22 protein-coding genes and 1 pseudogene are annotated in these 24352 nt (G+C 64.4%); 10 read left to right on the forward strand and 13 right to left on the reverse strand.

Annotated features, from left to right (window positions below):
• The first annotated feature begins 81 nt into the window (after positions 1–81).
• Genes ACT6QU_RS05630 through ACT6QU_RS05650 form a run of 5 tightly spaced genes read left to right on the forward strand, consistent with a single transcriptional unit; the run spans position 82 to position 2269 of the window.
• Positions 82–432, forward strand: a complete 351-nt coding sequence (locus ACT6QU_RS05630; RefSeq protein WP_444564323.1) for an ArsR/SmtB family transcription factor — start codon at positions 82–84, stop codon at positions 430–432.
• Complete coding sequence (locus ACT6QU_RS05635) at positions 425–1411, forward strand: SRPBCC domain-containing protein (protein ID WP_444564324.1); 987 nt, start codon at positions 425–427, stop codon at positions 1409–1411. Before ACT6QU_RS05630 ends, ACT6QU_RS05635 begins: the two co-directional genes overlap by 8 nt.
• A complete protein-coding gene (locus ACT6QU_RS05640; protein WP_444564325.1) occupies positions 1408–1881 on the forward strand; it encodes an SRPBCC family protein in 474 nt (157 codons plus the stop codon). Before ACT6QU_RS05635 ends, ACT6QU_RS05640 begins: the two co-directional genes overlap by 4 nt.
• Positions 1878–2108 (forward strand): VOC family protein, encoded by a 231-nt coding sequence (locus ACT6QU_RS05645; RefSeq protein WP_444564326.1) that lies wholly within the window; start codon positions 1878–1880, stop codon positions 2106–2108. The genes ACT6QU_RS05640 and ACT6QU_RS05645 overlap by 4 nt, the downstream gene beginning before the upstream one ends.
• Positions 2105–2269, forward strand: a complete 165-nt coding sequence (locus tag ACT6QU_RS05650; RefSeq protein ID WP_444564327.1) for a VOC family protein — start codon at positions 2105–2107, stop codon at positions 2267–2269. The genes ACT6QU_RS05645 and ACT6QU_RS05650 overlap by 4 nt, the downstream gene beginning before the upstream one ends.
• 62 nt (positions 2270–2331) lie before the next feature.
• Here the strand turns inward: ACT6QU_RS05650 and ligM are convergent, their stop codons facing one another.
• From ligM to ubiE, 7 genes are all read right to left on the reverse strand, one after another.
• Positions 2332–3729 (reverse strand): vanillate/3-O-methylgallate O-demethylase, encoded by a 1398-nt coding sequence (gene ligM, locus ACT6QU_RS05655; RefSeq protein ID WP_444564328.1) that lies wholly within the window; start codon positions 3727–3729, stop codon positions 2332–2334.
• Between the two features lie 144 nt (positions 3730–3873).
• A complete protein-coding gene (locus tag ACT6QU_RS05660) occupies positions 3874–4605 on the reverse strand; it encodes a GntR family transcriptional regulator (RefSeq protein ID WP_029660312.1) in 732 nt (243 codons plus the stop codon).
• 5 nt (positions 4606–4610) lie between these two features.
• Positions 4611–5834, reverse strand: coding sequence for a bifunctional phosphopantothenoylcysteine decarboxylase/phosphopantothenate--cysteine ligase CoaBC (gene coaBC / locus ACT6QU_RS05665; protein WP_444564329.1), 1224 nt, complete (start codon positions 5832–5834; stop codon positions 4611–4613).
• A 10-nt stretch (positions 5835–5844) separates the two neighbouring features.
• Positions 5845–6249 (reverse strand): type II toxin-antitoxin system VapC family toxin, encoded by a 405-nt coding sequence (locus ACT6QU_RS05670; protein ID WP_444564330.1) that lies wholly within the window; start codon positions 6247–6249, stop codon positions 5845–5847.
• Positions 6249–6527 (reverse strand): FitA-like ribbon-helix-helix domain-containing protein, encoded by a 279-nt coding sequence (locus tag ACT6QU_RS05675; protein ID WP_444564331.1) that lies wholly within the window; start codon positions 6525–6527, stop codon positions 6249–6251. Before ACT6QU_RS05675 ends, ACT6QU_RS05670 begins: the two co-directional genes overlap by 1 nt.
• A 59-nt stretch (positions 6528–6586) precedes the next feature.
• Positions 6587–8161, reverse strand: a complete 1575-nt coding sequence (gene ubiB, locus ACT6QU_RS05680; protein WP_444564332.1) for a 2-polyprenylphenol 6-hydroxylase — start codon at positions 8159–8161, stop codon at positions 6587–6589.
• A gap of 13 nt (positions 8162–8174) precedes the next feature.
• A complete protein-coding gene (gene ubiE, locus ACT6QU_RS05685; protein ID WP_444564333.1) occupies positions 8175–8951 on the reverse strand; it encodes a bifunctional demethylmenaquinone methyltransferase/2-methoxy-6-polyprenyl-1,4-benzoquinol methylase UbiE in 777 nt (258 codons plus the stop codon).
• Between the two features lie 116 nt (positions 8952–9067).
• Between ubiE and ACT6QU_RS05690 the strand changes: the two genes are divergently transcribed.
• Positions 9068–10039 carry an adenosine deaminase gene (locus ACT6QU_RS05690; protein ID WP_444564334.1) on the forward strand — a complete coding sequence of 324 codons (972 nt, stop codon included), beginning with the start codon at positions 9068–9070 and terminating at the stop codon, positions 10037–10039.
• A gap of 228 nt (positions 10040–10267) precedes the next feature.
• On the opposite strand, the gene ACT6QU_RS05695 is transcribed toward ACT6QU_RS05690, so the two are convergent.
• A complete protein-coding gene (locus ACT6QU_RS05695) occupies positions 10268–11845 on the reverse strand; it encodes a cryptochrome/photolyase family protein (protein WP_444564335.1) in 1578 nt (525 codons plus the stop codon).
• Between the two features lie 165 nt (positions 11846–12010).
• On the opposite strand from ACT6QU_RS05695, the gene ACT6QU_RS05700 reads away from it, so the two are divergent.
• The 4 genes from ACT6QU_RS05700 (at position 12011) to ACT6QU_RS05715 (ending at position 17102) form a co-directional block, all read left to right on the forward strand.
• Positions 12011–13372 (forward strand): cytochrome ubiquinol oxidase subunit I, encoded by a 1362-nt coding sequence (locus ACT6QU_RS05700; protein ID WP_444564336.1) that lies wholly within the window; start codon positions 12011–12013, stop codon positions 13370–13372.
• 194 nt (positions 13373–13566) lie between these two features.
• Positions 13567–14571, forward strand: a complete 1005-nt coding sequence (locus ACT6QU_RS05705) for a cytochrome d ubiquinol oxidase subunit II (RefSeq protein ID WP_444836527.1) — start codon at positions 13567–13569, stop codon at positions 14569–14571.
• 15 nt (positions 14572–14586) lie between these two features.
• Positions 14587–15351 (forward strand): CPBP family glutamic-type intramembrane protease, encoded by a 765-nt coding sequence (locus ACT6QU_RS05710; protein ID WP_444836528.1) that lies wholly within the window; start codon positions 14587–14589, stop codon positions 15349–15351.
• 119 nt (positions 15352–15470) lie between these two features.
• Positions 15471–17102: a BCCT family transporter gene (locus tag ACT6QU_RS05715; RefSeq protein ID WP_444836529.1), complete on the forward strand. Its 1632-nt coding sequence runs from the start codon at positions 15471–15473 to the stop codon at positions 17100–17102.
• Between the two features lie 60 nt (positions 17103–17162).
• Here the strand turns inward: ACT6QU_RS05715 and proX are convergent, their stop codons facing one another.
• The 5 genes and pseudogenes from proX to ACT6QU_RS05740 all read right to left on the reverse strand — a co-directional run.
• On the reverse strand, positions 17163–18191 hold the full coding sequence (proX, locus tag ACT6QU_RS05720) for a glycine betaine/L-proline ABC transporter substrate-binding protein ProX (protein ID WP_444836530.1): 1029 nt from the start codon (positions 18189–18191) through the stop codon (positions 17163–17165).
• A 76-nt stretch (positions 18192–18267) separates the two neighbouring features.
• Complete coding sequence (locus tag ACT6QU_RS05725; protein WP_444836531.1) at positions 18268–19188, reverse strand: ABC transporter permease; 921 nt, start codon at positions 19186–19188, stop codon at positions 18268–18270.
• A gap of 32 nt (positions 19189–19220) precedes the next feature.
• Positions 19221–20417 (reverse strand): quaternary amine ABC transporter ATP-binding protein, encoded by a 1197-nt coding sequence (locus ACT6QU_RS05730; protein ID WP_444836532.1) that lies wholly within the window; start codon positions 20415–20417, stop codon positions 19221–19223.
• A gap of 217 nt (positions 20418–20634) precedes the next feature.
• Entirely contained in the window at positions 20635–23409 is a 2775-nt protein-coding gene (locus ACT6QU_RS05735) for a class I SAM-dependent DNA methyltransferase (RefSeq protein ID WP_444836865.1), read from the reverse strand.
• A 111-nt stretch (positions 23410–23520) separates the two neighbouring features.
• Positions 23521–24288: pseudogene (locus tag ACT6QU_RS05740) on the reverse strand (type IIL restriction-modification enzyme MmeI); the annotation flags it as partial.
• Positions 24289–24352: the final 64 nt, after the last annotated feature.

Below are 24352 nucleotides of genomic sequence, written 5' to 3' on the forward strand. Positions count from 1 at the left end.
CGATGCCGGCCTTTTTTGTCGCCGCACGTCAATAATAAACCAATTGGTTGACAATGGCGGTGATGCGCGATACTAAACCATATGGTTCAATCTCAGCCCGCCCATCTCGACGCCGTCTTCCACGCTTTGTCCGATGCGACGCGGCGCGCGATGGTGGAGCGCCTTGTCTCGGGGCCGCAAAGCGTCGGTGATCTTGCCGCGCCCTTCGACATGTCGCTTGCCGGCGCGTCGAAGCACATCCGCGTGCTCGAAGGTGCAGGGCTCGTCATGCGCGAAGTTCGCGGCCGGACCCATCGCTGTAGCCTCGATGCCGCCCGCCTGCGCGACGCGCAGGACTGGCTCGCCCGCTACGAGAAGTTCTGGAATGCGCGGCTTGATGCGCTGGAAGCGCTGCTGGCTGCCGATGCCGACAAAGGATCGACCGATGACTGACACCAGAAACCTGACGATCACCCGCACGTTCGACGCCGCGCCGGAACGCGTATTCGACGCCTGGCTAGATCCGCAAATGGCACGGCTATGGCTCTTCACCGTTCCCGGCGGCGAAATCGTGGTGGCCGAGAACGAGCCACGCGTCGGTGGAGCCTTCGCCTTCGTCGACAGGCGCACCGATGGCGATATCCGCCATGTCGGCGAATATCTCGAGATCGACCGGCCGCGGCGACTGGTATTCACCTTCGCCGTCCCGCAGTTTTCGCCGAGTTTCGACCGCGTGACCGTCGACATCGCGCGTCTCGACAGAGGCTGCGAACTCACCTTGATCCATGAGATGGACGCGGCGCTCTACGACGAATGGGGCGAAGCTTCGATCGGAGGCTGGACGACGATGCTGGGCGCGCTCGCCGCGCAGCTTCGCCGGCGGCCGGACGAGGGCAACGGCATGATCGTCGCCCCGAACACGGTCCGCATCGAGCGCATCCTGCCCGGGCCGGCCGAGCGCATCTGGGATTTTCTGACCGACTCGACGAAGCGCCGCCAATGGCTCGCGGAAGGCATGATGGAGCCGCACAAGGGCGGCCGTGTCGATCACATCTTCCGCAATGGCGAGCTGTCGCACGAGCCGACGCCGGCAGGCTTCGGCGATTCGGACGGACCGAGGGTCCGCGTCGGTACGGTGACGGAATTCGAGCCGCATTCGCGACTTTCCTATTTGTGGCCGGGCGGTGACGAGCAGACCAGCGAGGTGACGTTCGAGCTTTTCCCGCAAGGCGATGCGGTCAAGCTGATCCTCACCCATCGCCGGCTGGCGGCCCCCGGCGAGATGGTGCTCGTCGCGTCCGGCTGGGACGCGCATCTGGGCGTTCTGATCGACGTGCTGTCGAGCGATGTGCCGCGCGGCTTCTGGTCGACCTTCCAGGCGTTGGAGACGGTCTATCGCCAGAAATTCGGTGTGAAGGAGCAATCGTCATGACCCATTTTTCCACGACCGTGTCCGTCGATAAATCGCCGCTGGAGGCGTTCCGCGCGATCGTCGATCCGAGATCCTGGTGGGGTGCTGATATCGAGGGACACGCCGATGTCCTTGGGCAGGATTGGACCTACCGCTACAAGGACCTACATGTCAGCCGGCAACGGACGGCCGAACTCGTTCCTGGCCGGCGGATCGTCTGGGAGATCGTCGAGGCCCGGATGAGCTTCCTGCGCGACGTCTCGGAGTGGAAGGGCACGAAACTGGCGTTCGATCTGACACCGCAGGGCGAGGGCACCGAAATCCGCTTCGCCCATGTCGGCCTCGTTCCCGACGTCGAATGCTTCGACATCTGCACCGATGCCTGGACCGGCCTCATCCATGGCAGCCTGAGGGATCGCATCGAGACGGGCATCGGCCACCCGGACAACATCGAGCAAGCTTCCCGCTTGAGTGAAGGAGCGCCATCGTGATCCGCATCAACGTATCCGCGATCCCCGTCAACGATCAGGCAAAGGCCGAGCGCTTCTATGTCGACATGCTCGGCTTCGTGAAAAAGCGCGACATCCCGTTCGATGGCGGACGCTGGCTCACGGTTGAAAATCCGGACGGGTCGGGTGTGGAGTTGTTGCTCGAGCCGGCGGGCTTCGATTTCGCCAGGACCTACCAGAAGGCGTTTACGACAACGGCATTCCGGTGACGTCCTTCGGCTCGGACGATATCGACGCGGACTACGACAGGCTGACGGCGCTGGGCGTCGTTTTCCGTGGCTCGCCTGCGGAGGAAGAAGGCAGCGGCGTGCGCATCGCCTTGCTGGAGGACGGCTGCGGCAATCTCGTCATGCTGACGCAGGAAGCCTGATCCGCGACGGCAAAAACAAAAGGCCGGGATCGCTCCCGGCCTTTTCTCATTCCTGGACGCTGTCAGGCGGCCGTCTTGCGGCTCCGCCAGCTATCGACATAGCTCTCGCGCGCATCGCGCGAGTAGGGCACGGCCGAAACGCGCACGCGGATTTCGATCTGCTTCGACGGCTCGACCGTGGTCTTGCCCGAGCCGCCATCCGGCTCGCCCCAAACGAGGGTCAGAACGTCGCCTTCCTTGATGTCGGCGTCGACTGTGCCGAGCGAGAGCATGCGTCGCTCGTTGTAGCTGTAGCCGGCAAACATCGACAGGCCGACCATCTTGCCATCCTTCATGATGCGGTCGTAGCTCGACGAGGCATAGTTCGAGAGCGGCAAATCCATGAACTTGGCGTTGTCGCCTTCCTGGAACATGGTCGCGAAGGCGGCGATCACGTCGTCCGGGTTCCACTCGAAGGTGACCTTCCGGCGATGCGGACCGTCGGCCATCTTCTCCAGCGCCTCACGGCCGATGAAGTCGTGGTCGAACTTGACGTAGATGCCGTAGCCGAGATCCCACGGGGTCAGGTAATAGTCCTCGATGTCGTCGGAAATGTAAGAGCCGCCGATGGCGCCGGTCGCCTCGTAGCTCTTGTCCGACAGCCACTCGCGATAGCCCTTCATGCTCTCGCCTGTGTAGATCGCCGGCAGCGGCGAGGGAATCCAGCCCGATTCGAGCGTGTTGGTCGCATAGGCGCGGCTGCCGACTGCGACAAGCCCATGCTCCTCGCCGGCCGCGATGATGGCGTCGCGGATGACGTCGTAATCCTCATAGGGGCCGTAGAGTTCGAGGCCGGGCACGCCCGCCATGCCGTGCCGCAGAGCGCGCACCTTTTTGCCCGCGACGTTGATCCAGTCCATGTTGAAGAACTTGATCTCCGGCACAGGGGCGCCGTTGAGCTTTTCGAGGATCGCCGGCGCATTCGGGCCCTGGACCTGGAAACGGTAGTGACGGCGCAGCACCGGCTTGCCCTGCGGGCGCGAGGGCGAGCGCGGGTCTTCGGTCAGCTTGACGTCATAGTCGCCGGTCTCGGCGTGATACTGCACCCAGCTCACCGTCGGCGCGCGGCCGACGAGGTTGAACTCTGTCTCGCTCTCGCGGAACATGATCACGTCGCCGATGACGTAGCCTTCCGGCGTCACCGGGACGAAATGCTTCGCCTTGCCCGGTGTGAAATTCTTGAACGAGTTGATCGCCAGATAGGAGAGGAGCTTTTCGGCGTCCGGTCCCTCGACCTTCAGTTCGGCCATGTGGTGCGACTGGTCGAACAACACCGCGCTTTCGCGCCAGGCGCGCTGCTCGTCGCGCCAGTTGGTGAATTCGGGCGCGACGACCGGATAGACATAGGCGCCGATCTTGGAATTGCGCAGCATGTCGACCGTGCTGCCGGCAGACTTCAGCTTCTGTTCGAGATTGCTCATGGATTTCCTCCCGGGAATGATGATGCGACGCGTCGTCGGCAGGCTTGGAAGGCCGGCAACGCGCGTCGTTGGATACAGAATGGCGCGGAAATGACCGAAGTCAAGCTGACATGGCCGCAATCAATGAATTTCTGTATACAGAGATCAGGTTGCGATCAGCGACAGTCCGGGCACGCGGCCGATCAGGTTCGGCGCCTCGCCGACCACGAAGTCGAGATTCTTGCGGGCGAGCCGTGCATGTTCGCGGCCGAGCGCCTCTGCCCGCGCACCCTCGCGCATCGCGATCGCCTCGACGATGTCGCGGTGCTGGCGCTGGGCATGGCTGAGCGAGCGGCGAAAGGCGAGCACGTCCGCCTGGTTTTCGAGGAAGGCGCTGGGCGAGGCGAAGGGCAGGTGCATCGCCCGCTCGACCTCGCGCCGCATGGTCTCGCTGCCCGCAAGCCCTGCGAGCATGGCGTGAAACTCGGTGTTGAGCTCGACATACTGGTCGAAGAGCATGTCCTCCGGCCGTTCGCGAAAGCAGGTGTCGAGCTCGTCGACGAGGTCGCGGATCGCTTTCAGCCGCTCGGGCGCGACGCCGCGCTCGGCCGCCAACCGCGCCGCCGTTCCCTCAAGCACACCGCGCAGCTCGATCGCGTCGATCACGTCGGCGAGCGTGAAGGCGCGAACGGTGTAGCCGCCCGAGGGCAGCGGCTCCAGCAATCCTTCCTGCTCCAGCCGCGCGAGGGCGGCGCGCAGCGGCGTGCGCGAGATTTCGAGTTGTTCGGAGAGGCCGATTTCGGAAAGACGTTGGCCGGGCTGGACCGAACCGCCGAGCACGAGCTGGCGGACTCCGAGGAGCGCTTTCAATGCCTGGCTGTCGCGCCGCTTTTCCATCCCGATCAGTCGCGCAGCCGCTCGGCGACGAGGCTGGCGAGCTTTGCCGCGACTTCGTCCTTGGTCATTTCGGGCCAGGCATCGGTGCCAGCGCGCGAGACGATGGTGACGCGATTGTTCGCCCCGCCCATGATGCCGCCCGCCGACGTCGCGCCCGCGGCCGAGACGTCGTTGGCGACGATGAAGTCCGCGCCCTTGCGATCGAGCTTGGCTGCCGCGTGGTCGAGCAGCTTCTCGGTCTCGGCGGCAAAGCCGATGACGAGCTTGGGCCGCTCGGCATGGTGGCCGATCGCCGCGAGGATGTCGGGGTTCTCGGTCATGGAAAGGCTCGGAGCACCCGCGCCGGTCACTTTCTTGATCTTCTCGCCATTCTCGGCCTCCGGGCGCCAGTCGGCGACGGCGGCGACGAAGATCGCGGCATCGGCCGGCAGCGCGGCGTCGACCGCCGCCTTCATCTGCCGTGCCGTCTCGACATGCACCGTCGTCACGTTGGCCGGATCAGGGATAGAGACGGGACCGGAGACGAGCCGCACATCCGCGCCGAGCCTTGCCAGCGCCGCGGCGATCGCGTGGCCCTGCTTGCCCGACGAGCGGTTGGCGATATAGCGCACCGGGTCTATCGGCTCTTGCGTCGGGCCCGACGTGACGATGACGCGCTTGCCGGCAAGCGGCTTTTCCACGTCGCCCAAGAGCGCCTCGACCGCCGCAACGATCTCCAGCGGCTCGGCCATCCGGCCTTCGCCCGCCTCGTTGCTCTCCGCCATCTCGCCCCGCGCAGGCCCGACGAAGCGGATACCGTCGGCCTCCAGCGTCGCCCGGCTGCGGCGCGTCGCAGCATGGCGCCACATCGCCGGGTTCATCGCCGGCGCGACCAGCACCGGCTTGTTCGTCGCCAGAAGCACGGTCGAGGCGAGATCGTCCGCCAGCCCATGCGCCATCTTCGCCATCAGGTCGGCGGTGGCAGGCGCGACGACGATCAGATCGGCCTCGCGCGACAACCGGATATGGCCGACATCGTGCTCGGCCTGCCGGTCGAAGAGTTCGGTGAAAACGTGATCAGCCGACAGCGCACCGACCGCAAGCGGCGTCACGAACTCCTGCGCCCCCTTCGTCATCACGCACCGAACCTTCGCCCCGCGCTCGCGCAACCGGCGGATCAGGTCCAGCGACTTGTACGCCGCGATCCCGCCGGAAATGATCAGGAGAATGCGCGTATTCGAAAGGGTCATGCTGCGCTCGTCATCGCGCCGGCTTCAGCGCCGGCTCGATGTCGGTATGGACGAAATCGTCGCCCTTGAACAGAAGCGGCATGTTCCGCGACTTCGCCAGCGCGTAGGAGAAGCAGTCGCCGAAACTGAGCTTGGCCCGATGGCCGGAGCCGCGGCTGAACCGGAGCCGGCAGTCAAGCGCGACGTCGAGTTCGGCCGGTCCAAAGGGAACCAGTGTGATCAGCGTGTCGGCGACCAGATCGCGGAGGAACGGCATTCCCAAATTAGGTGCGATTCCCGCGAGCACGAAGGCGCATTCGAGATAAGTCGGTGTCGCCATGATCTTACCCGGCGTATTGGCGAGTGCGGCGGCGAACTCGGCGGCCTCCGGCTCCCTCCTCGCAATCGCAATGATCGCGGACGAATCGATGACCATCAGATCAAATCGTCGTAGACGCCGCAGAGGGTGTCGCTCAGTTCCTTTTGCGAGTAGTGCTCGAACCGGCGGTCTTTTGGCGGGTCGCTTTCAAGCGCGGCGGCGCGTCGCATGATTTCGCTGGCATCGATGCGGGTGGTACGCCCCTCAGGCCCTCTCGCCTTGTCGAGCACGAGTTGGCGCAGGGAGTCCTCCAGAGAACGTCCGTCCTCCGCTGCCATGACGCGAAGGGTCTGCTTCACATCGTCCGGGACATTCCTGATGGTCATTGTGGCCATGACAGTCTCCTTGACTGCAATGTAGGCAATGCTGTCATTGCAGTCAAATTGGGGTTCCGTCAGGTCGCCTGGACCGCGATCCACACCAACGTTGCGGCGATCACCCAAAGCGCGATCCGCCCGGAGCGCGTATGCCGCGCTTCCGCCTTGCCGATCTTCGCCGCTGTTTCGTCGTCGAAGCGCAGCCCGTTTTCGGCCATGGCGTCGACCTCGCGCGACAGGCGCTCGGTGCGTGCGGCGATGTCGGGCGCCTGGCGGGCGAGAGCGGCGAGCGCGAAGGCGGCATCGCGGGCGTCTTCCGCAAAGCCGCGCGGACCGAGATTGGCGCGTATCCAGTCGCCGACGACAGGCTCGGCCGTCTTCCACATGTTGAACGCCGGGTCGAGCGAGCGGGCGACGCCCTCGACGACGACCATGGTCTTTTGCAGGAGAAGCAGTTCGGAGCGCGTCTCCATGTCGAAGAGTTCGGTCACCTCGAAAAGCAGCGTCAAAAGCCGCGCCATCGAGATCGTCTCGGCCGGCTGGCCGTGGATCGGCTCGCCGATCGCGCGGATCGCCTGCGCGAAGGCACGCACGTCATGGGTGCGCGGCACGTAGCCGGCCTCGAAATGCACCTCGGCGACGCGCACATAGTCGCGCGTGATGAAGCCGTAGAGGATTTCGGCGAGGAACCGGCGCTCCTTCTTGCCGAGCCGCCCGGCTATGCCGAGATCGACCGCGACAATGGTGCCGTCGGGCTCGACGAAGAGGTTGCCCGGGTGCATGTCGGCATGGAAGAAGCCGTCGCGCAGCGTGTGGCGCAGGAAGGACTGGATCAGGTTCGCGGCGATGCGCTTGAAGTCGTGGCCGGCGGCCTGCATCGCCTCGACATCCGACATCTTGATGCCGTCGATCCACTCCATCGTGATGACATCGCGGCCCGTTCGCTCCCAGTCGACCCAGGGCACGCGAAACCCGGGATCGGCGGCCGTGTTCTCGCCGAGTTCGGAAAGCGCGGCCGCCTCCAGCCGCAGGTCCATCTCGATCCGCGTCGTCTGGGCGAGCGTCTTGGCCACTTCCACCGGCTTCAGCCGGCGCGCGGAAGGAATGAACCGCTCTTGCATGTGTGCGGCAAGAAAGAAGCCTTCGAGGTCATTGGCGAACCGTCGCCGCACGCCCGGCCGGATCACCTTGACCGCGACTTTTTCCACGCGTCCCTGCCGATCGATCGTGCCGGGATGGACCTGCGCGATCGAGGCGGCGGCGATCGGCTCTTCGAGGGTGAGGAACAGCTCGTCCACCGGCCGGCCAAGCGATTCCTCGATCTCCGCGCGAGAAAGCGCGGTCGGGAAGGTCGACATCTGGTCTTGAAGGCGGGCGAGCTGGTCGGCGACGTCCGTGCCGACGACATCGGGTCGCGTCGCGAGAAACTGGCCGAGCTTGACGTAGGACGGGCCGAGCCGGTCGACCGCCTTCGACATGCGGTCGGCGGCGTCATGGCCGCGCGAGCGCCGCCGCGCGAGCTTGCGCGCGAACTGCCACGCAACGCGCGGCGCGCCGATGAGCTGATCGCCGGGAAGCGCGGCGATCACGCCCTCGCGCGCGAGAATCCAGCCGGCATGGGCCAGGCGAAAATAGGCTGCAGGCGTGGTCATCGAGCGGCCGGCCTCACAGCTTCCAACCCGAATGGAGCGCGGCGATGCCGCCCGAATAGTTGCGCCACGTCACCCGGTCGAAGCCGGCTTCGCGGATCATCGCGCCGAAATTCGCCTGATTGGGGAATTTGCGGATGGATTCGACCAGATAGCGATAGGGCTCGCCATCGCCCGCGACGATTTTGCCGATCTGCGGGATCGCGTTGAACGACCACGCCTCGTAGACCTTGTCGAGGACGGGCATCTCGACGTCGGAGAATTCGAGGCAGAGGAAGCGACCGCCGGGCTTGAGCACGCGATAGGCTTCCGACAGCGCCCTGTCGATACGCGGCACGTTGCGGATGCCGAACGCGATCGTATAGGCGTCGAACGTCGCGTTCTCGAACGGCAGTTCTTCGGCATTTGCCTCGACGAAATTGACATGCGTGTCGAGCTGGCGCTTCACCGCGCGATCCTGCCCCACGGCGAGCATCGAGCCATTGATGTCGAGCACGGTCGCCTGCGCATTGCGGTCGGACGCCTCGACGATGCGGAACGCGATGTCGCCGGTGCCGCCAGCAACGTCCAGCACGCTCCAGCCGGGGCGGGGCGGCGGGTTCAGCCACGTCACCATCGCGTTCTTCCACACCCGGTGCAGGCCCGCCGACATCAAATCGTTCATGACGTCGTAACGTTCGGCGACCTTGTGGAACACGTCGTTGACGAGCGGCTGCTTCTCGCCTTCGCCCACCTGCCGGAAGCCGTAGGAAGTTTCCATCCCGCCTTGGGCGGTGGTGCGTGCGTCCGACATCAATTCACCTGTTTCGTCCTGAAGATCGCGGCGACCATAGCCGATCGACCATCGGGGCGCTATCTTCCCGCCCGCGATGAAGAGCCGCGCCGAACAACGAAGTTAGAAAGTCCGTAATGGTTCTCAAGGCAGAATTGCATTGTCATATCGAGGGCGCGGCCGCGCCCGAACTGGTCGAAGCGCAAGCCCGCAAATACGGCAAGGACGTTTCCCATTTCATCAAGGACGGCTCGTTCGTCTGGCACGATTTCACCAGCTTCCTGAAAGCCTATGACGAGGCCGCCGATCTCTTCCGCTCGGAAGAAGACTACGCCCGCCTCGCCGAGCATTACCTCACCTCCATCGCCCGCGACGGCGCGATCTATTCCGAGGTCTTCACCTCGCCCGACCATGCCGAGGCGGCGGGCCTGTCGCCCAAGGCTTATACCGACGCGCTCGGCGAAGGCATGGCACGCGCCAAGGCCAAGACCGGCATCGAGGGCCGCATGATCGTCACCGGGGTGCGCCATGTCGGCGTCGAATCGATCGAGAAGGCCGCGCGCTTCGCCGCCAAGTGCGGCCACCCGCTGGTCACCGGCTTCGGCGTCGCCGGCGACGAACGCATGGGCACGATGGAGGATTATGTCCGCGCCTTTGAGATCGCCCGCGAGGCCGGCCTCGGCATCACCGTCCATGCCGGCGAGTTCGGCGGGCCGCAAAGCGTCCGCGACGCGCTGGACCACATCCGTCCCTCGCGCATCGGCCACGGCGTCCGCGCCATCGAGGATGCCGACCTCGTCAAGCGCATCGTCGACGAAGGCGTGGTGTTGGAGGTGTGCCCCGCATCCAATATCGAGCTCAAGGTCTACCCGTCCTTCGCCGAGCATCCCTTCTCGAAACTGCGCGCCGCCGGCTGTAAGGTGACGCTCAATTCCGACGATCCACCCTATTTCTGGACCTCGCTCAAGCGCGAATACGAAATCGGCCGCGACGAGTTCGGCCTGTCGGACAAGGAACTGACCGCCCTAACCCGCACGGCTATCGAGGCGGCTTTTTGTGATCGCAAGACGAAGACGGCGCTGCTGGCGAAGGTGGATGCCAGGCGCTGATCCGGTCGGGTCATTGCCAAGACGCCCCCACCGCCTCGCAGTCGCTCGGCACCTCCCCCGCTTCGCAGGGGAGGACCCACCGTTGCGGACGTCCGCGACCCTGTTACAACCCCGCGAAACGGGGGGGGGGGGCCCCCCGGGGCGGCCGGCCCGCCCCTTTCCCCCCCCCCCCCCACGCGGGGGAGGGGGACCGCCGAAGGCGGTGGAGGGGGCGCTCGCCCCGACCGCTTACCCCCGCTCTTGCCCATAAGTCTTCGGCGCGTCATCGAGCACCTTCAGCACCCCCGCCGCGCTTTCCAGATGCGCCCTGCGCTTCTCCCCATCCATCTGCGCCCAGTTTCGATAGACCTGCGCCAACCTGTGATTGCCAGCCAGCTTCTTCGCGTTCCTGTCCATGAAATCCCAGTAAAGCGGGTTGAACGGGCACGCGTCCGGCCCTGTCTTCTTCTTCACGTCATAGCGGCACGACCCGCAATAATCCGACATCCGGTCGATATAGGCGCCGCTGGCGGCATAGGGCTTGGTGCCGAGGATACCGCCATCGGCGAACTGGCTCATGCCGATGACGTTCGGCAGTTCTACCCATTCATAGGCATCGGCATAGACCTCCAGATACCATTCATGCACCTGCCGCGGATCGATGCCGGCGAGAAGCGCGAACGTGCCCGTCACCATCAGCCGCTGGATGTGGTGCGCATAGGCATGGTCGCGCGTCTCCTCGACCACGTGCCGCACGCAATTCATGTCGGTCTCGCCCGTCCAGTAGAAATCGGGCAGGGCGCGCGTCGCGCCGAAGAAGTTCATCTCGCCATAGGCCGGCATCTTCAGCCAGTAGACGCCGCGCACATATTCCCGCCAGCCGATGATCTGCCGGATGAAGCCCTCGGCGGCATTGAGCGGCACGTCGCCCGCCCGCCATGCAGCATCGACGCGGCGGCACAGGTCGAGCGGATCGATCAGGCCGACATTGATGTAGGGCGAGAGCAGCGAGTGGTAGAGGAAAGGCTGCCCGGCCAGCATCGCGTCCTGATAGTCGCCGAACGCAGAAAGCGCGTCGCCTAGAAACACGTCGCGCGCCGCCTCCGCCTGCTTGCGCGTGACCGCCCAGCCGAACTTCTCCAGCGTGCCGAAATGGTCTGCGAAGCGGTTCTCGACCAGCGCGATGACCTCCTTCGTGACCTCGTCGGGCCGAAAGCGCTTCGGCTGCGGCATGAAGAGATCGTCGGCGGCCGGCTTGCGGTTTTCCGAATCGTAATTCCATTTGCCACTCGCAGGCTCGTCGCCCTCCATCAGGAACCCGGTTTTCCGGCGCATCTCGCGGTAGAAATATTCCATGGTGAGCTGCTTGCGACCGGCCGCCCATTCGGCGAAGTCGTCATGGCTGGCGAGAAAGCGCGTGTCGGGACGGATTTCGACCGGGCAGCCAACGGCCGCTTCCCAGCCGCGCATCATCTCCATCACCCGCCATTCGCCAGGCTCGGTGACGATCACGCATTCCGGCTGATGCCGCTCCACCGCGCCCTTGAGTTCGCCGCTGAAGCTGCCCGAATTGCCGCGGTCGCCAAGCTTCACATAGTCGACGACAAACCCGGCCTGCCGTATTTCCTCGGCAAAGTGGCGCATGGCGGAGAGGATGAAGGCGATCTTCTGCTTGTGGTGGCGCACATAGGTCGTCTCGTCCGCGACCTCGCACATCAGCACGACGTCCTGCGCCGGATCGGCATCCGCCAAACTCGACATCGCCGGCGAGAGCTGGTCGCCGAGAATGAAGATCAGATGCCGCGCCTTGCGTCGGTCGAGGGTCATGCGTGTCTCCAGACAGGTTAGACAACGCATACGACAGGAACCCACGAACGGTTGCCGCCCGTCAAAATGCCGCAGCGCGACAAGGCGCCCCTGCGACAGCCCGCGCCTTTGACGCCCCGTCCGCTTGGCCTATGTTCCTCTCAGGCAACCGACAAGGACCACGTCATGGACCCGCTCATCCTCTCCAGGATTCAGTTCGCGGCGAACATTTCGTTTCACATCCTGTTCCCGACGATCACGATCGCGCTCGGCTGGGTCCTTCTCTTCTTCAAGCTGCGCTTCGACCGCACCGGCGACCATGCCTGGATGAAGGCCTATTTCTTCTGGGTGAAGGTGTTCGCGCTGTCTTTCGCGCTCGGCGTCGTCTCCGGCGTCACGATGAGCTTCCAGTTCGGCACCAACTGGCCGGGCTACATGGAAACAGTCGGCAACATCGCCGGCCCGCTTCTCGCCTACGAGGTCCTGACCGCCTTCTTCCTCGAGGCCGTCTTCCTCGGCATCATGCTCTTCGGCTTCCGCCGCGTGTCGAACCGCGTCCACACGCTTGCAACCTTTCTCGTCGCCTTCGGCACCACCATGTCGGCCTTCTGGATATTGGCGCTGAATTCATGGATGCAGACGCCAGCCGGCTTCGAGATGCGCGACGGCGTGGCGCACGCGACGGACTGGTTCGCCATCGTCTTCAACCCGTCCTTCCCCTATCGCCTGACCCACATGCTGATCGCGTCCGGCCTGACGGTCGCCTTCCTCATCGCCGGCCTCTCGGCACTGCGCTACATCCGCGGGGACCGTTCCGCATCGATGCACAAGGCGCTGAAGACTGGCATCTATATGGGTGCGATCCTGATCCCGGTGCAGATCTTCGTCGGCGACATGCACGGCCTCAACACGCTCGAGCACCAGCCGCAGAAGGTCGCCGCGATGGAGGCCAATTGGGAGACGCGCCCCAACGTGCCGCTCGTCCTGTTCGCCTGGCCCGACGAGGAGGCGCGCGAGAACCGTTTCGAAATTGCCATACCCAACATGGCGAGCGTCATCCTGAAGCACTCGCCCGACGGCGTCGTGCCCGGCCTCAACGACTATGAGGGCGAACACCCGCCGGTCGCGCCCGTCTTCTGGGGCTTCCGCATCATGGTCGGCACCGGCATGGCGATGCTGGCGCTCTCATGGGCGGGTGCGTTCTTCCTTTATCGGCGCGGCGCGCTTCCCGTCCCGCTCGCCTATGGCTTTGCCGGCATGGCATTCTCGGGCTGGGTCGCCACGCTCGCCGGCTGGTACACCACCGAGATCGGCCGCCAGCCCTGGCTCGTCGCCGGCGTCCTCAAAACCGCCGACGCCGTCGCCCCCGTCCCCGGCGCCCATGTCGCCCTGACGCTGGCGATCTACGTCGTTCTCTACCTCGTCCTGATGGTCGTCTATCTCGGCGTCCTGACGCATCTGGCGCTGAAAGCCGGCAAGGAAGGCGACGACGAGCCCGATCCGGCGGTGGAGGATGAGCCATTGTCGCAGCCTGTGGCGGGGGAATAGGTCATGACGTTGAAGGGTTTCGCTTTGTCACGCCCCCCTCTGCCCTGCCGGGCATCTCCCCCGCAGGGGGGGAGATCACGCGGATTCTATGACGAGACTGATCTCCCCCCTCGCGGGGGAGATGCCCGGCAGGGCAGAGGGGGACGCCGTCGAGCACCAAACTCCTCCGCATTTCCCCGCATGGAGGTTGCCAAATGACCATCGACTGGCAAATCGCCATGCCCCTGATCTTCGCCGGCCTGATGGGGCTGTCGATCCTGATCTATGTCGTGCTCGACGGGTTCGACCTCGGTATCGGCATCCTGTTCTCCGTCGCGACCGACGAGGAGCGCGACACGATGATCAACTCGATCGGCCCGTTCTGGGACGCGAACGAAACTTGGCTCGTCCTGGCTGTCGGCCTTCTGCTCGTCGCCTTCCCGGTCGCGCACGGCATCATCCTGACCTCGCTTTACCTGCCCGTTTTCGTGCTGCTGCTCGGCCTCATCATCCGCGGCGTCGCGTTCGATTTCCGCGCAAAGGTGCCGCTCCACCGCAAGCATCGCTGGAACTTCCTGTTTTTCGCCGGCTCGCTGACGGCCTCGCTGGCGCAGGGCTATATGCTCGGCGTCTATGTGCTGGGGCTGGAGCGCGGCGCGGCGACGTTCGGCTTCGGCGCGCTGGTGGCGCTGTGCCTCGCCGCCTCCTACGCCGCGATGGGCGCGGCCTGGTTGATCTACAAGACCGAGGGCGAGTTGCAGCGCAAGGCGGTGCGATTCCTGCGGTCAGCCCTCGTTTTCACGGCGGTCGGCATGGTGGCGATCTCGCTGGCGACACCCTTCGCCAGCCCGCGCATCTTCGAAAAATGGTTCACCTGGCCGGAGATTTTCTACGTCGCCCCGTTGCCGGTCATCACCGGCGCCATGTTCCTTTGGCTCTGGTTCCTGACCTTCAAGCTGCCGCACAAGGATGATCGCCATTCGATCACGCCGTTCCTCGTGCTCGCCGGCATTTTCGCGCTGGGCTTTGCCGGTCTCGCCTACTCGTTCTATCCCTATGTGGTGCCGGACCAGATGACGATCTGGGAGGCGGCGTCGGCGCCGGAAAGCCTCGCCATCATCCTGGTCGGAACCTGTTTCGTGCTGCCCGTCATCATCGGCTATTCCTTCTATGCCTACCGCATATTCGGTGGTAAGGCGACGGACCTGACTTACGACTGACAGGCTGATCCACCCATGAACGCGCAGGCTCCGGCCCCCAGAATCCGCCGCCTGCCGGCCGCCCTCGCGCTCTTCGCGGTCGGGCTTACCGGCATCGCCGCGCTCTATCTGGCGCTGCCGGCCGTCACCGACCTGCCGCGCTGGGCCTATGTCGTCAACCCGACGTTGATGCTCGCCATCTTCGTCATCGCCGGCGTCTTCATCGCCCCGGCCTGCGGCTTTCGCTCACGCATCGCCGAACGCGCGTCTGGCCATGCCGTCCCGCTTCTGCCGCCACGCGCGGCGCTCTTCGCCGTCATGGGCATCGCGGCCGGAATCGCCGTTGGCCTTGCCGATCACGCCACCCGCACGCTCTGGCAGGACCCGCACGGTCTGACCCCGGCATTGACCGACAATTGGCGCATCGCAAGCCTCACCGTCGGCATCTTCTATGGCGGCGTGGTCGAGGAGATCACCGTTCGCTGGGGCGTCATGAGTCTCGCCGTCCTCCTCGTCTGGAAAGCATTCGGCCGTAACGCCCCGCGGCCCTCCGCGAACCAGGTCTGGATCGGCATCGCAATCGCCGCGATCCTGTTCGCGCTCGGCCATCTGCCGGCCCTCGCCTCGAGCGGCGCGGACCTCACGCAGGCACTCGTGTTTCGCACGCTTTTCTGGAACGCCACGCTCGGCCTTCTCTTTGGCGCGCTCTTCGCCCGCTACGATCTCGAGGCCGCGATGATTGCGCATGCAGGCTTTCATGTCGGCCTGTTGCCGGCGTCCCCGCTCGCGTCTCTCCTTTAGCAAGTTCGGAACTATCGCGCTTTTGCCACATTCTGATTGGGGTGGCGCGCGAGCCCTGTTCTCGTGCGCCTGAGCGAAAAGCTTGAACGGGTCCCCGGACCCGGGGGACAAGAAAAAGTATGGCCGAAAAAGTAGCGACCGGGAGGCTGGGGCCGTTTCCCCATGTTTCGATCCCGGTATTTTCCATTTCCGCACTTCTCATCGTCGGCTTCATCATCTTCGGAGCCATCTTTCCCGAAACCGCCGGCGTGGTGTTTCTCGGCGCCCAGACGGGCATAGCCGACAATTTCGGCTGGTTCCTGATCGTCGTCACCAATCTGGCCGTCCTGCTCAGTCTCTATCTCGCCCTCGGCCCCTACGGTTCGATCCGCCTTGGGGCACAGACGGAAAGGGCCCAGTATGGCCTCTTTTCATGGGTCGCGATGATGTTCTCTGCCGGTATCGGCATCGGCCTCATCTATTGGGGCGTCGCCGAACCGCTGACCCATTTCTACGAGTCACCGCTCCAGGAGCCTGAAAGCGTCGCCGCCGCCGAGCAGGCGATGGTGCTGACCTTCCTGCACTGGGGCTTTCACGGCTGGGCGATCTACTGCGTCGTCGGCTGCGCGCTGGCCTATTTCCACTACCGCAAGGGCCTGCCGCTCTCCATCCGTTCGGCGCTCTATCCGATCATCGGCGAGCGGATCTACGGTCCGTGGGGACACGCGGTCGACATCCTGGCCGTCTTCGGCACCATGTTCGGCGTCGTCACGTCGCTCGGCCTCGGCGTCATGCAGATCAATTCCGGCTTGGGCACGCTTTTCGGCATCGCCGACAGCGTCTTCATCCAGATCGGCCTGATCGCCTTCATCACGCTTCTCGCGACGGTTTCGGTCATGCTGGGCCTCGACGGCGGCATCAAACGCCTGTCGAATTTCAACGTCCAGCTTTCCTTCGTGCTTCTCGCCTTCATGGTGATCGCCGGGCCGACACTCTACATCTTCGACTCGTTCGTCGAGAACATGGGCAACTACATCAACGAGTTCGTCTATTTCTCCTTCTGGTCGGAAGCCTATTCGGGCACCAACTGGCAGGTCGACTGGACGATCTTCTACTGGGCGTGGTGGATTTCCTGGTCGCCGTTCGTCGGCATCTTCATCGCGCGCATCTCGCGTGGCCGCACTGTGCGCGAATTCACGCTTGGCGTGCTCTTCGTTCCGGCGACGATCATGTTCTTCTGGTTCACCGCCTTCGGCGGCGTGGCGATCCAGATGGAACTCGGCGGAAATCCGGGACTGATCGACGTCACACGCGAGGCCTATGGCAACGCCATCTTCCGCCTCGTCGAATTCTATCCGCTGACCGAGATCGTCACCGGTCTGCTGATCGTCATGATCGTGATGTGGTTTGTCACCTCCTCCGACAGCGCCAGCTTCGTCATTGACATGCTGACGGCCGGCGGCGAGGCCGATCCGCCCAAGGTGCAGCGCATCTTCTGGGCCGTCAGCGAAGGCGCAATCGCGGCCGTGCTCTTGCTTGCCGGCGGGCTGTCTGCATTGCAGGCGGCGGCGGTCGTGGCGGGCTTTCCCTTCGCCTTCGTCATCCTCGTGATGATGTACGGGCTCGTGCGCGGCCTCTCGCGCGACCATCTCGTGCTCTACCGTTACGAGCAGTGGTACGCCACCGAGAAGGAGGCCGAGGCCAATCTGCCGAAGGCCTATGCCGGCGAGGACGCTCTTTCGGGTCCGCCGAAGATCGCCGCCGGCAACTGACGACGCAAAAAAGGCGGGCCGCAGGGCCCGCCTTTTTCCTTGGCGCGGAAGTGCCGAGGCTTACGACGCGTTGCGCGCCGTCTCCAGCCAGCCGTCGACCAGATCGCGGTTCTCTTCGATCCATGCCGCGGCCTGCGCCTCGACGTCGTCGTCGCCGTCATTCATGGCAGCGTTCTGCGCGAAGATGTCATCGAGCGGCACGCTGGCCTCGCCCAGCAGCACGCGCACGGCCGGGTTCTCGTCCAGGAACGCCGTGTTGGCCACCGGCACGATGTCGTTGGCCGGGAAGCCGAGCGTGCACGGATCGGCGACGCAGCCCGCAACGCCTTCGCGCGTGGCGGCGTCGGCGAGGTCCGCCATGTCGTCCGGCAGGTTGACTTCCGGCACCTCGATCCACACGACGTCCTCGCCGGGCGATAATTCGTTGACGGTCCAGTTCGGCGTCCAGGTGTAGAACAGGATCGGCTCGCCCGCCTCGTGCGCCGCGATCGCATCGGCCATCGAGGCCGAATAGCCGGCCTTGATCGTGTTCACGTGGTCGCGCAGCTCATAGGCGTCCATATGGTGCTCGATCATGATCTCGCAGCCCCAGCCGGGCGGGCAGGCGACCATGTCGGCCTTGCCGTCGCCGTCGCGGTCGAAGGCTTCCTTGACCTCGTCGCGTTTGAAGTCTTCCAGCGAGGTGATGCCGAACTCCTCGGCCGCCGCCGCCGAGATCAGGTAGCCTTCGAGCGCGCCGCCCTCGGCCACCGCGCCGACGATCTCGGCCGAGCCCTCGAAGGTCGGCTGGTAGGTGTTGTGCAGCGGGAACCAGCCATTGACCCAAAGGTCGATGTCGCCCTGGGCGACTGCCTGGTAGAAGGGCGGGTTGTCGAGCGTGGTCGGGCCTTCGACTGCATAGCCGAGCTCTTCGATGAGCTGCTTGTAGATCGCCGCGTGGAACCAGCCGGTGTCCCAGGTCGCCTGCGCCATGCGCACGGTCGTGCCTTCGCCCGGCATGTCCTGCGCGGATGCGGCAAGCGGGCTTGCGAAAATGGCGGCGGCCGAAACGGTGCCGACGAGAAGTCTTTTCAGGTTGGATGTCTTCATGGGTGAAGTCTCCTTTTGCATTTCAGGTATGCCTGCGAAGGCAGGACTTTGCGGACCGGTCCGGATCGACCGGCCGTCAGGCTTCCTTCGCCGGCGTCGCGCGGGCGGAGGAAAAGAAATTGGCGAAGGTGGCGCGCAGCGACGTCTTCTTCATGCGCGCCGGCTCGCCGAGCGATTGCGTGATGCGGTCGAGGATGATCGCGAGCAGCACGATGCCGACACCGCCCGCCGTCGCTCCACCCACGTCCAGTCGGCCAAGGCCGGTGAAGACGGCGAGGCCGAGCCCGCCCGCGCCGATCAGCGCAGCGATGACGACCATCGAAAGTGCCAGCATCAGCGTCTGGTTGAGCCCCGCCATGATGGTGCGCAGCGCGAGCGGAAACTGCACGTCCCACAGCATCTGCCAGCGTGTCGAGCCGAAGGATTGCGCCGCCTCGACCAGATCCTCGCGTACGTTGCGGATGCCGAGATTCGTCAGCCGCACGATCGGCGGCAGCGCGAAGATGATGGTGGCGATGATGCCCGGCACCATGCCGACGCCGAACAGCATCACGATCGGCACCAGATAGACGAAGGATGGGATCGTCTGCATGATGTCGAGCACCGGGCGCAGCACGGCCTGGAAACGGTCGCTGCCGGCGGCGAGGATGCCGACCGGAATGCCGATCACCGTACAGAACAGAACCGACGTGATGACCATGGACAGCGTCGTCATCGTCTCGGGCCAAAGCCCGATCATGTCGATGAAGGCGAGCGCGATCAGCGTGAAGATCGCGACGCCCCGGCCCGCCGTGCGCCAGGCGATGAACGCGAGCACGGCGGTGAAGAGCAGCATCGGAACGGCGTTGAGAAAGCCGTCGAGGCCGTTCAGGACCTGCGTGATCGGCCATTGCAACGAGCGGAAGAACGGTCGGAAATTGGGCACGAGCCAGTCGCGAACGAGGCTGTTGACCCAGTCGGCCAGCGGAATGGTGAGTATGTCGGAAGGGCTGAACACAGCGCCTCCTTTCGAAAATGCAAGCGGATGGATTAAGCGGCGACCGGCGTGGCGAGCTTGGCGAAGACGTCCTGCGGGGCGACGACGCCCATCAGCTTGCCCTTGCGGTCGGTGACTGCGATCGGCAGCCCGCTTTCGGCGAGCGGGTAGAGCTCGAAGAGCTGCGTCGTGCGCCCGACCTTGGGAAAGTTGGTCACCAGCGCATCCTGGAGCGCGCCGCCATTCTCGCGCAGCGAGGCGGACAGGTCGCGATAGGCGACGACGCCGAGGATCGCATCGCCCTCGGTGACGTGCAGCGCGTCGCGCCCCAGCGCTTCCATCCGCGCGATGGCCGTCTCGGCCGTGTCGGTGCGGATGTCGAGCGCCTCTGCCGGCGCGGCGACGCTGCCGGCGGTGAAGACGCGCGAGCGGTCGATGTCGGAGGTGAAGGCGGCGACATAGTCGTCCGCCGGCCGGTCGACGATTTCTTCCGCCGTGCCGACCTGCACGAAGCGGCCATCCTTCATGATGGCGATGCGGTCGCCCAGGATCAGCGCCTCGTTGAGATCATGCGTGATGAAGATGATGGTCTTCTTCAGGGAGCGCTGGAGCTCCAGCAGTTCTTCCTGCATGTCGCGGCGGATCAGCGGGTCGAGCGCCGAAAACGGCTCGTCCATCAGAAGGATTTCAGCGTCGGACGCGAGCCCGCGGGCAAGCCCGACGCGCTGCTGCATACCGCCCGAAAGCTCGTCGGGATAGCTGTCGGCATAGGCGCCGAGGCTCACCTGCGCCAGCGCCTCCTCGGCCTTGCGACGCCGCTCGTCCGCACCTATGCCTTTGATCTTCAATCCATAGGAAACGTTGTCGGCGACGGTCATGTGCGGGAACAGCGCGAAATGCTGGAACACCATCGCGATCTTCGAGCGGCGCACGTCGCGCAGCACCTTGGGTGCGCAATTGGCGACGTCGGTTCCGTCGATCAGCATCTGCCCGGAGGTCGGCGCGATCAAACCATTGATCATCCGCACCAGCGTCGACTTGCCGGAACCCGAAAGCCCCATCACGACGAAGATCTGGCCTTCGCCGACCTCGAACGAAGCGTCCTGCACTCCGATCGTGTTGCCCGTCGCCTCGAAAATCTCTTCCTTCGTCTGCCCGTCGCGCAGGAGGCCGAGTGCCTCGTCCGGCTTCTGGCCAAATACCTTGAAGATGGATCTGGCCTCTACCTTGATATTCGTTCGATCCTGCAAAACATCTCTTTCCACCGATCGCGATCGGCACTGGATATGATTAAGACAAAATGCGCCGCGCCCGCGATCTCGAAAAGATCACGGCTCAACGAAAACGTCTCTGCGGCTTGTTTGGCCGGAACCTAACCGCCGCTGGACGGCCTGACAACCCATGCGGCACGAAATATATCGCATTGATACTTTATGGTGCGCCGAAACCTCTCGTCTGCACCATGCCCTACGCCGCCCGTCGCGCCGCGAAGCGGCCATCGGCCAGGGCGGTCACGCGCCCATAGCGGGCTAGATTGATGAGGGCCTGCATCACGCGCGGCTCGATCTTCCTGCCGCCGCCCTTGAATGCGCGGGCGATCGTGGTCGCGTCCATCGGGCCTGCATGCGCAGCCAGCACCGCCTCGACGGCCAATGGCTGCTCGTGGCGGTCCTTCGGCCAGGCGGGCTTGCCCGCATCGATGGCGACGACCGTCTCTCCGAGGTCCAGTTCACCTGTTTTGGTCTTGGCGCCTTTGGCGAACCGCGGAATCTGGTAGTCCGGCCGCAGCCAGCGCACATGGCCCTCCGCCTCCTCCCGCGCCCGCTCGGCATTCAGCGCCACCAGCCGCTCCAGGATTTGCTCGTCGGAAAGGTCCGCCGGCCAGCCATAAGCCTCGGCCGCCAGCCGGTCGATCGTCTCGTGCAGTTCCTTCAGGATCAGCACCAGCCCGCGCGCCTTCACATCCTCGTCCTTGTCGGTAAGGGCAGATCCTCCCCCGTTTACGGGGGAGGGGGACCGCGAAGCGGTGGAGGGAGCGCCTGCCCTAAGCTTTTCGAGGACGTTGTAGAGCCCGGTCAGCGTCAGGTCGGAATGGTCGGCGAGCACACGCTTGCGCAGCGCGGCGAGTTCCTCGCCGGTGGCGCGGAGTTGCTGGCGGTTGTCGTCCGATATCTCTGGAAAAGGGAAGGGGTCGAAGCAAAACGCCTTTGTGTATCGGGGTCGATCTTCAAGCATGCCGCCGGCCTTGGAGGCCCAACTTCCGTGAATTCGGCTGGACAGGATGGCCAGCGTGGCAGCGTCCGCATCGGCGATCACGACAATCATGTTGTCGGCCAGCACGGAGGCGTCGAGAAACTGGAAGACACGGTGCTTGGTGGTCTCGACCGTTCCGATGTAGCGAGAAATCCCCTCAAGTGCCGGCCGCAGATCCTTCCGCGGTTCTCCAAAAACCCACCAACTATCCTTGTAGCTTTGTCGGGCATTCCACTCGCGACCGAGTTTCCGACCCTCTTTGTCTACACGGGGCTGGCCGTTAGCATCGAGGTCGTATCTCACGCGCTCTGAAAGATGTTGGTAGACAGCCGGAAATTTTTGACGCGCTTCCGCCGCCGATAATCCGAAAAGATCGATGACCATCACATCACGTGAGCGCGCGGTGAGGTCACGGCCGTTGCGATATTCTCGGATATGGGTCTCAAGGCCCTCAATGCGCCCAAAACCCAGGTGTTGCGCTTCGGACCGGGTAACGATGAACCCAGCCCCATGTAGCTTCACGCCGGGCGATGACAGCCCTGCATTGGCCAGCAGTTCCGTTGCCTTCGTGACGTCTACCCCGATCGAAAGATCGGAATTGATGGCGCCGGAACGCCCGGCATACTCGATCCTGGGTTCGTCGCTGCCCAAGCCGTCCTCCCGCGTCGTCTCCAGCAGCAAGCCTTCGCGCTTGCCCGCCTCGCCCACGGTTATCGCGATCCGCACCGCGGCGCTGTCCTTTGTGGCCTTGGTCCACGGATGGTCGGGAATGGCATAGATCAGGCTGACCGGCTTCTTCGCCGTCAGATGCCGTTCCATCACCCGGCGCTGGAAAATCTGGCTGATCGAATTGGTCGTAACGAGCCCGAAGCGCTTGAGCGGCGTCTTCTTCGCCGTCAGCAGTTCGGCCGCCCGGTCCCACCAATACATGACGAAGTCGGCGCTTTCGTTCATGTGGTCGTGCACCTTCCACAAGGCCTCCGCATAATTGGACCCAAGCCGTGCCCGCAAATCCTTGCCGCCGATGAACGGGGGATTGCCGACGATGAACTCCGCCTCCGGCCAGTCGGGCCGTCGCGGGTGGGCAAAAGTTCGATCGCGCGTCGGCGGCCTGCTCGCGCATTGATCCTGAACGCCCGGGTCGTCGGTAGCCAGAACGGCATCGTATCCGTCTTTGCGCCCGAAATTGATGTTCTCGAAGGCCTTGAGGATCGGCTCGCCCGGATGGCCGGTATGGGTCTTGTAGTGCTGTTGCAAATAGCCGATCCACACGACGAGTTCGGCAATGGCCGCCGCGCGTGGATTGAGCTCCAGCCCGAGAAATTGATGTGGGCTGACCGTCTCCGCCTCGAGCCCCAGCATTTCGTTGGCGCCCAGATCGGCGAGCGTCTCCAGCACCTCGCCCTCGAGCTTCTTCATCAGTTCGAGGCCGACATAGAGAAAGTTGCCCGTTCCGCATGCCGGATCGAGCACGCGCGTCGTGCAGAGCTGATGGTGGTACGCGCGGACGAGCGCGATCGCGCGGCGGTCGTCGCCTTCCTCTTTCGCAGCTTCGGCTTTTGTCATTGCCCGACGCCAGTCGTCGCGAAGAGGCTCCATCACCGTTACGGAGACGAGTTGTTCGACATAGGCGCGCGGGGTGTAGTGCGCGCCCAGCTTGCGTCTTTCTTGGGGGTCGAGCGCCTGTTCGAGGAGCGTCCCGAAAATCGCGGGATCGACCTTGGTCCATTCGTGCCGGGCGGCCGCGACGAGTTCGCCGATCTCCTCCCGCTCCAAGGGCAGCGCGCGTGCGTCGCGATAGAGATTCCCGTTGAAGTGGCGCAGATGAGTGCGAAAATACGAGAAGAATCGCATCTCCTCGCGCGGCTGATCAATTTTCGACCACAACTCCTCGAGCAGCGGCACCAAGGATCGGGGAGATTTGGCGCTGTCTTCCAGAAGCCGCGTAAACTCGCCCTTGGGCAGAAGGTCCACATCCTCGGCGAACATGCAGAAGATGCATCGCATGACGAAGATCGCGACGTCTTCCGGTGGATAGTGGCGCTCCAGCGAGCGTGTCACGGCCGCGAGCCGCTCGGCAATATGCCGGGTGACCTGAAGCGATTGCCGCGTCGGATCGAGGCTGAGCGGATCGTTCCAGATGCGGGCGAACATCTGGCGGATTTCGGGCCGGCGCAAATCTTCGAGATAGACCCGGAACCCCTTGCGGCCGCCGAATTGCTCGTAGGACCGGCCGTTGCCGCTGAAATCAGCAAAGATCTCGAACGCGTGGCCGACATCGCAGGTGATCAGAAAGGGCGGTGCCGGATGGTCGGCGTCGAGCAGGAAGACGTATTCCTCCGCCTGCTTGCGCGCGCTCGACATCATCGCATCCCAGTTGCGCCCCGATCCGCGCCGACCGAGCCGCTCGGGCGCGATGTCGGGCAGGGCGAGCTGGTCCGGCAACGCATTCTTGGCGCCGGGCAGCCGCGACTGCTTGGCTTCGAGAATGAAGCAGCCCTTCTTGTAGAGATCGATGCGCCGCGTCGACACGACCGGGTCGCTCGCCCGCCGCTTCACTCCGCGCTCGAACGCGTAATTGTTGAGCGCGTGTTCCGCACAGGCCGGGTCGGGGCGGGACACGCCGATGGCGTCGCAGAACTCGGACAGGTACATCTGGTAGTTGGCGCGCGCTCGGCGCCGCCATCGCGGTCCGTCCAGCGTGAGATGAAAGTCTCGACCTCCAAGCGCCCCTCCCGAACGAGGGCGCACGAAATCACCGCGCAAAGGGATGCCCCTTTTGCAACGCCGGTTTGCTGCCCGTCCCGTCGAGCGCCCAGTTAAAGTTGCATACCAGAAAAATGCAACCAAAAAGAGCACGGACACCATCCCGAACGTCCCGCCTGCGTCATCCACCGCGCTTGTGAACCCCCCGCCGCCCTGCTAAAGCGCG

Origin of the sequence: Aliihoeflea sp., assembly GCF_052435475.1 — a bacterium.
Taxonomy (GTDB): Bacteria; Pseudomonadota; Alphaproteobacteria; order Rhizobiales; family Rhizobiaceae; genus Aliihoeflea.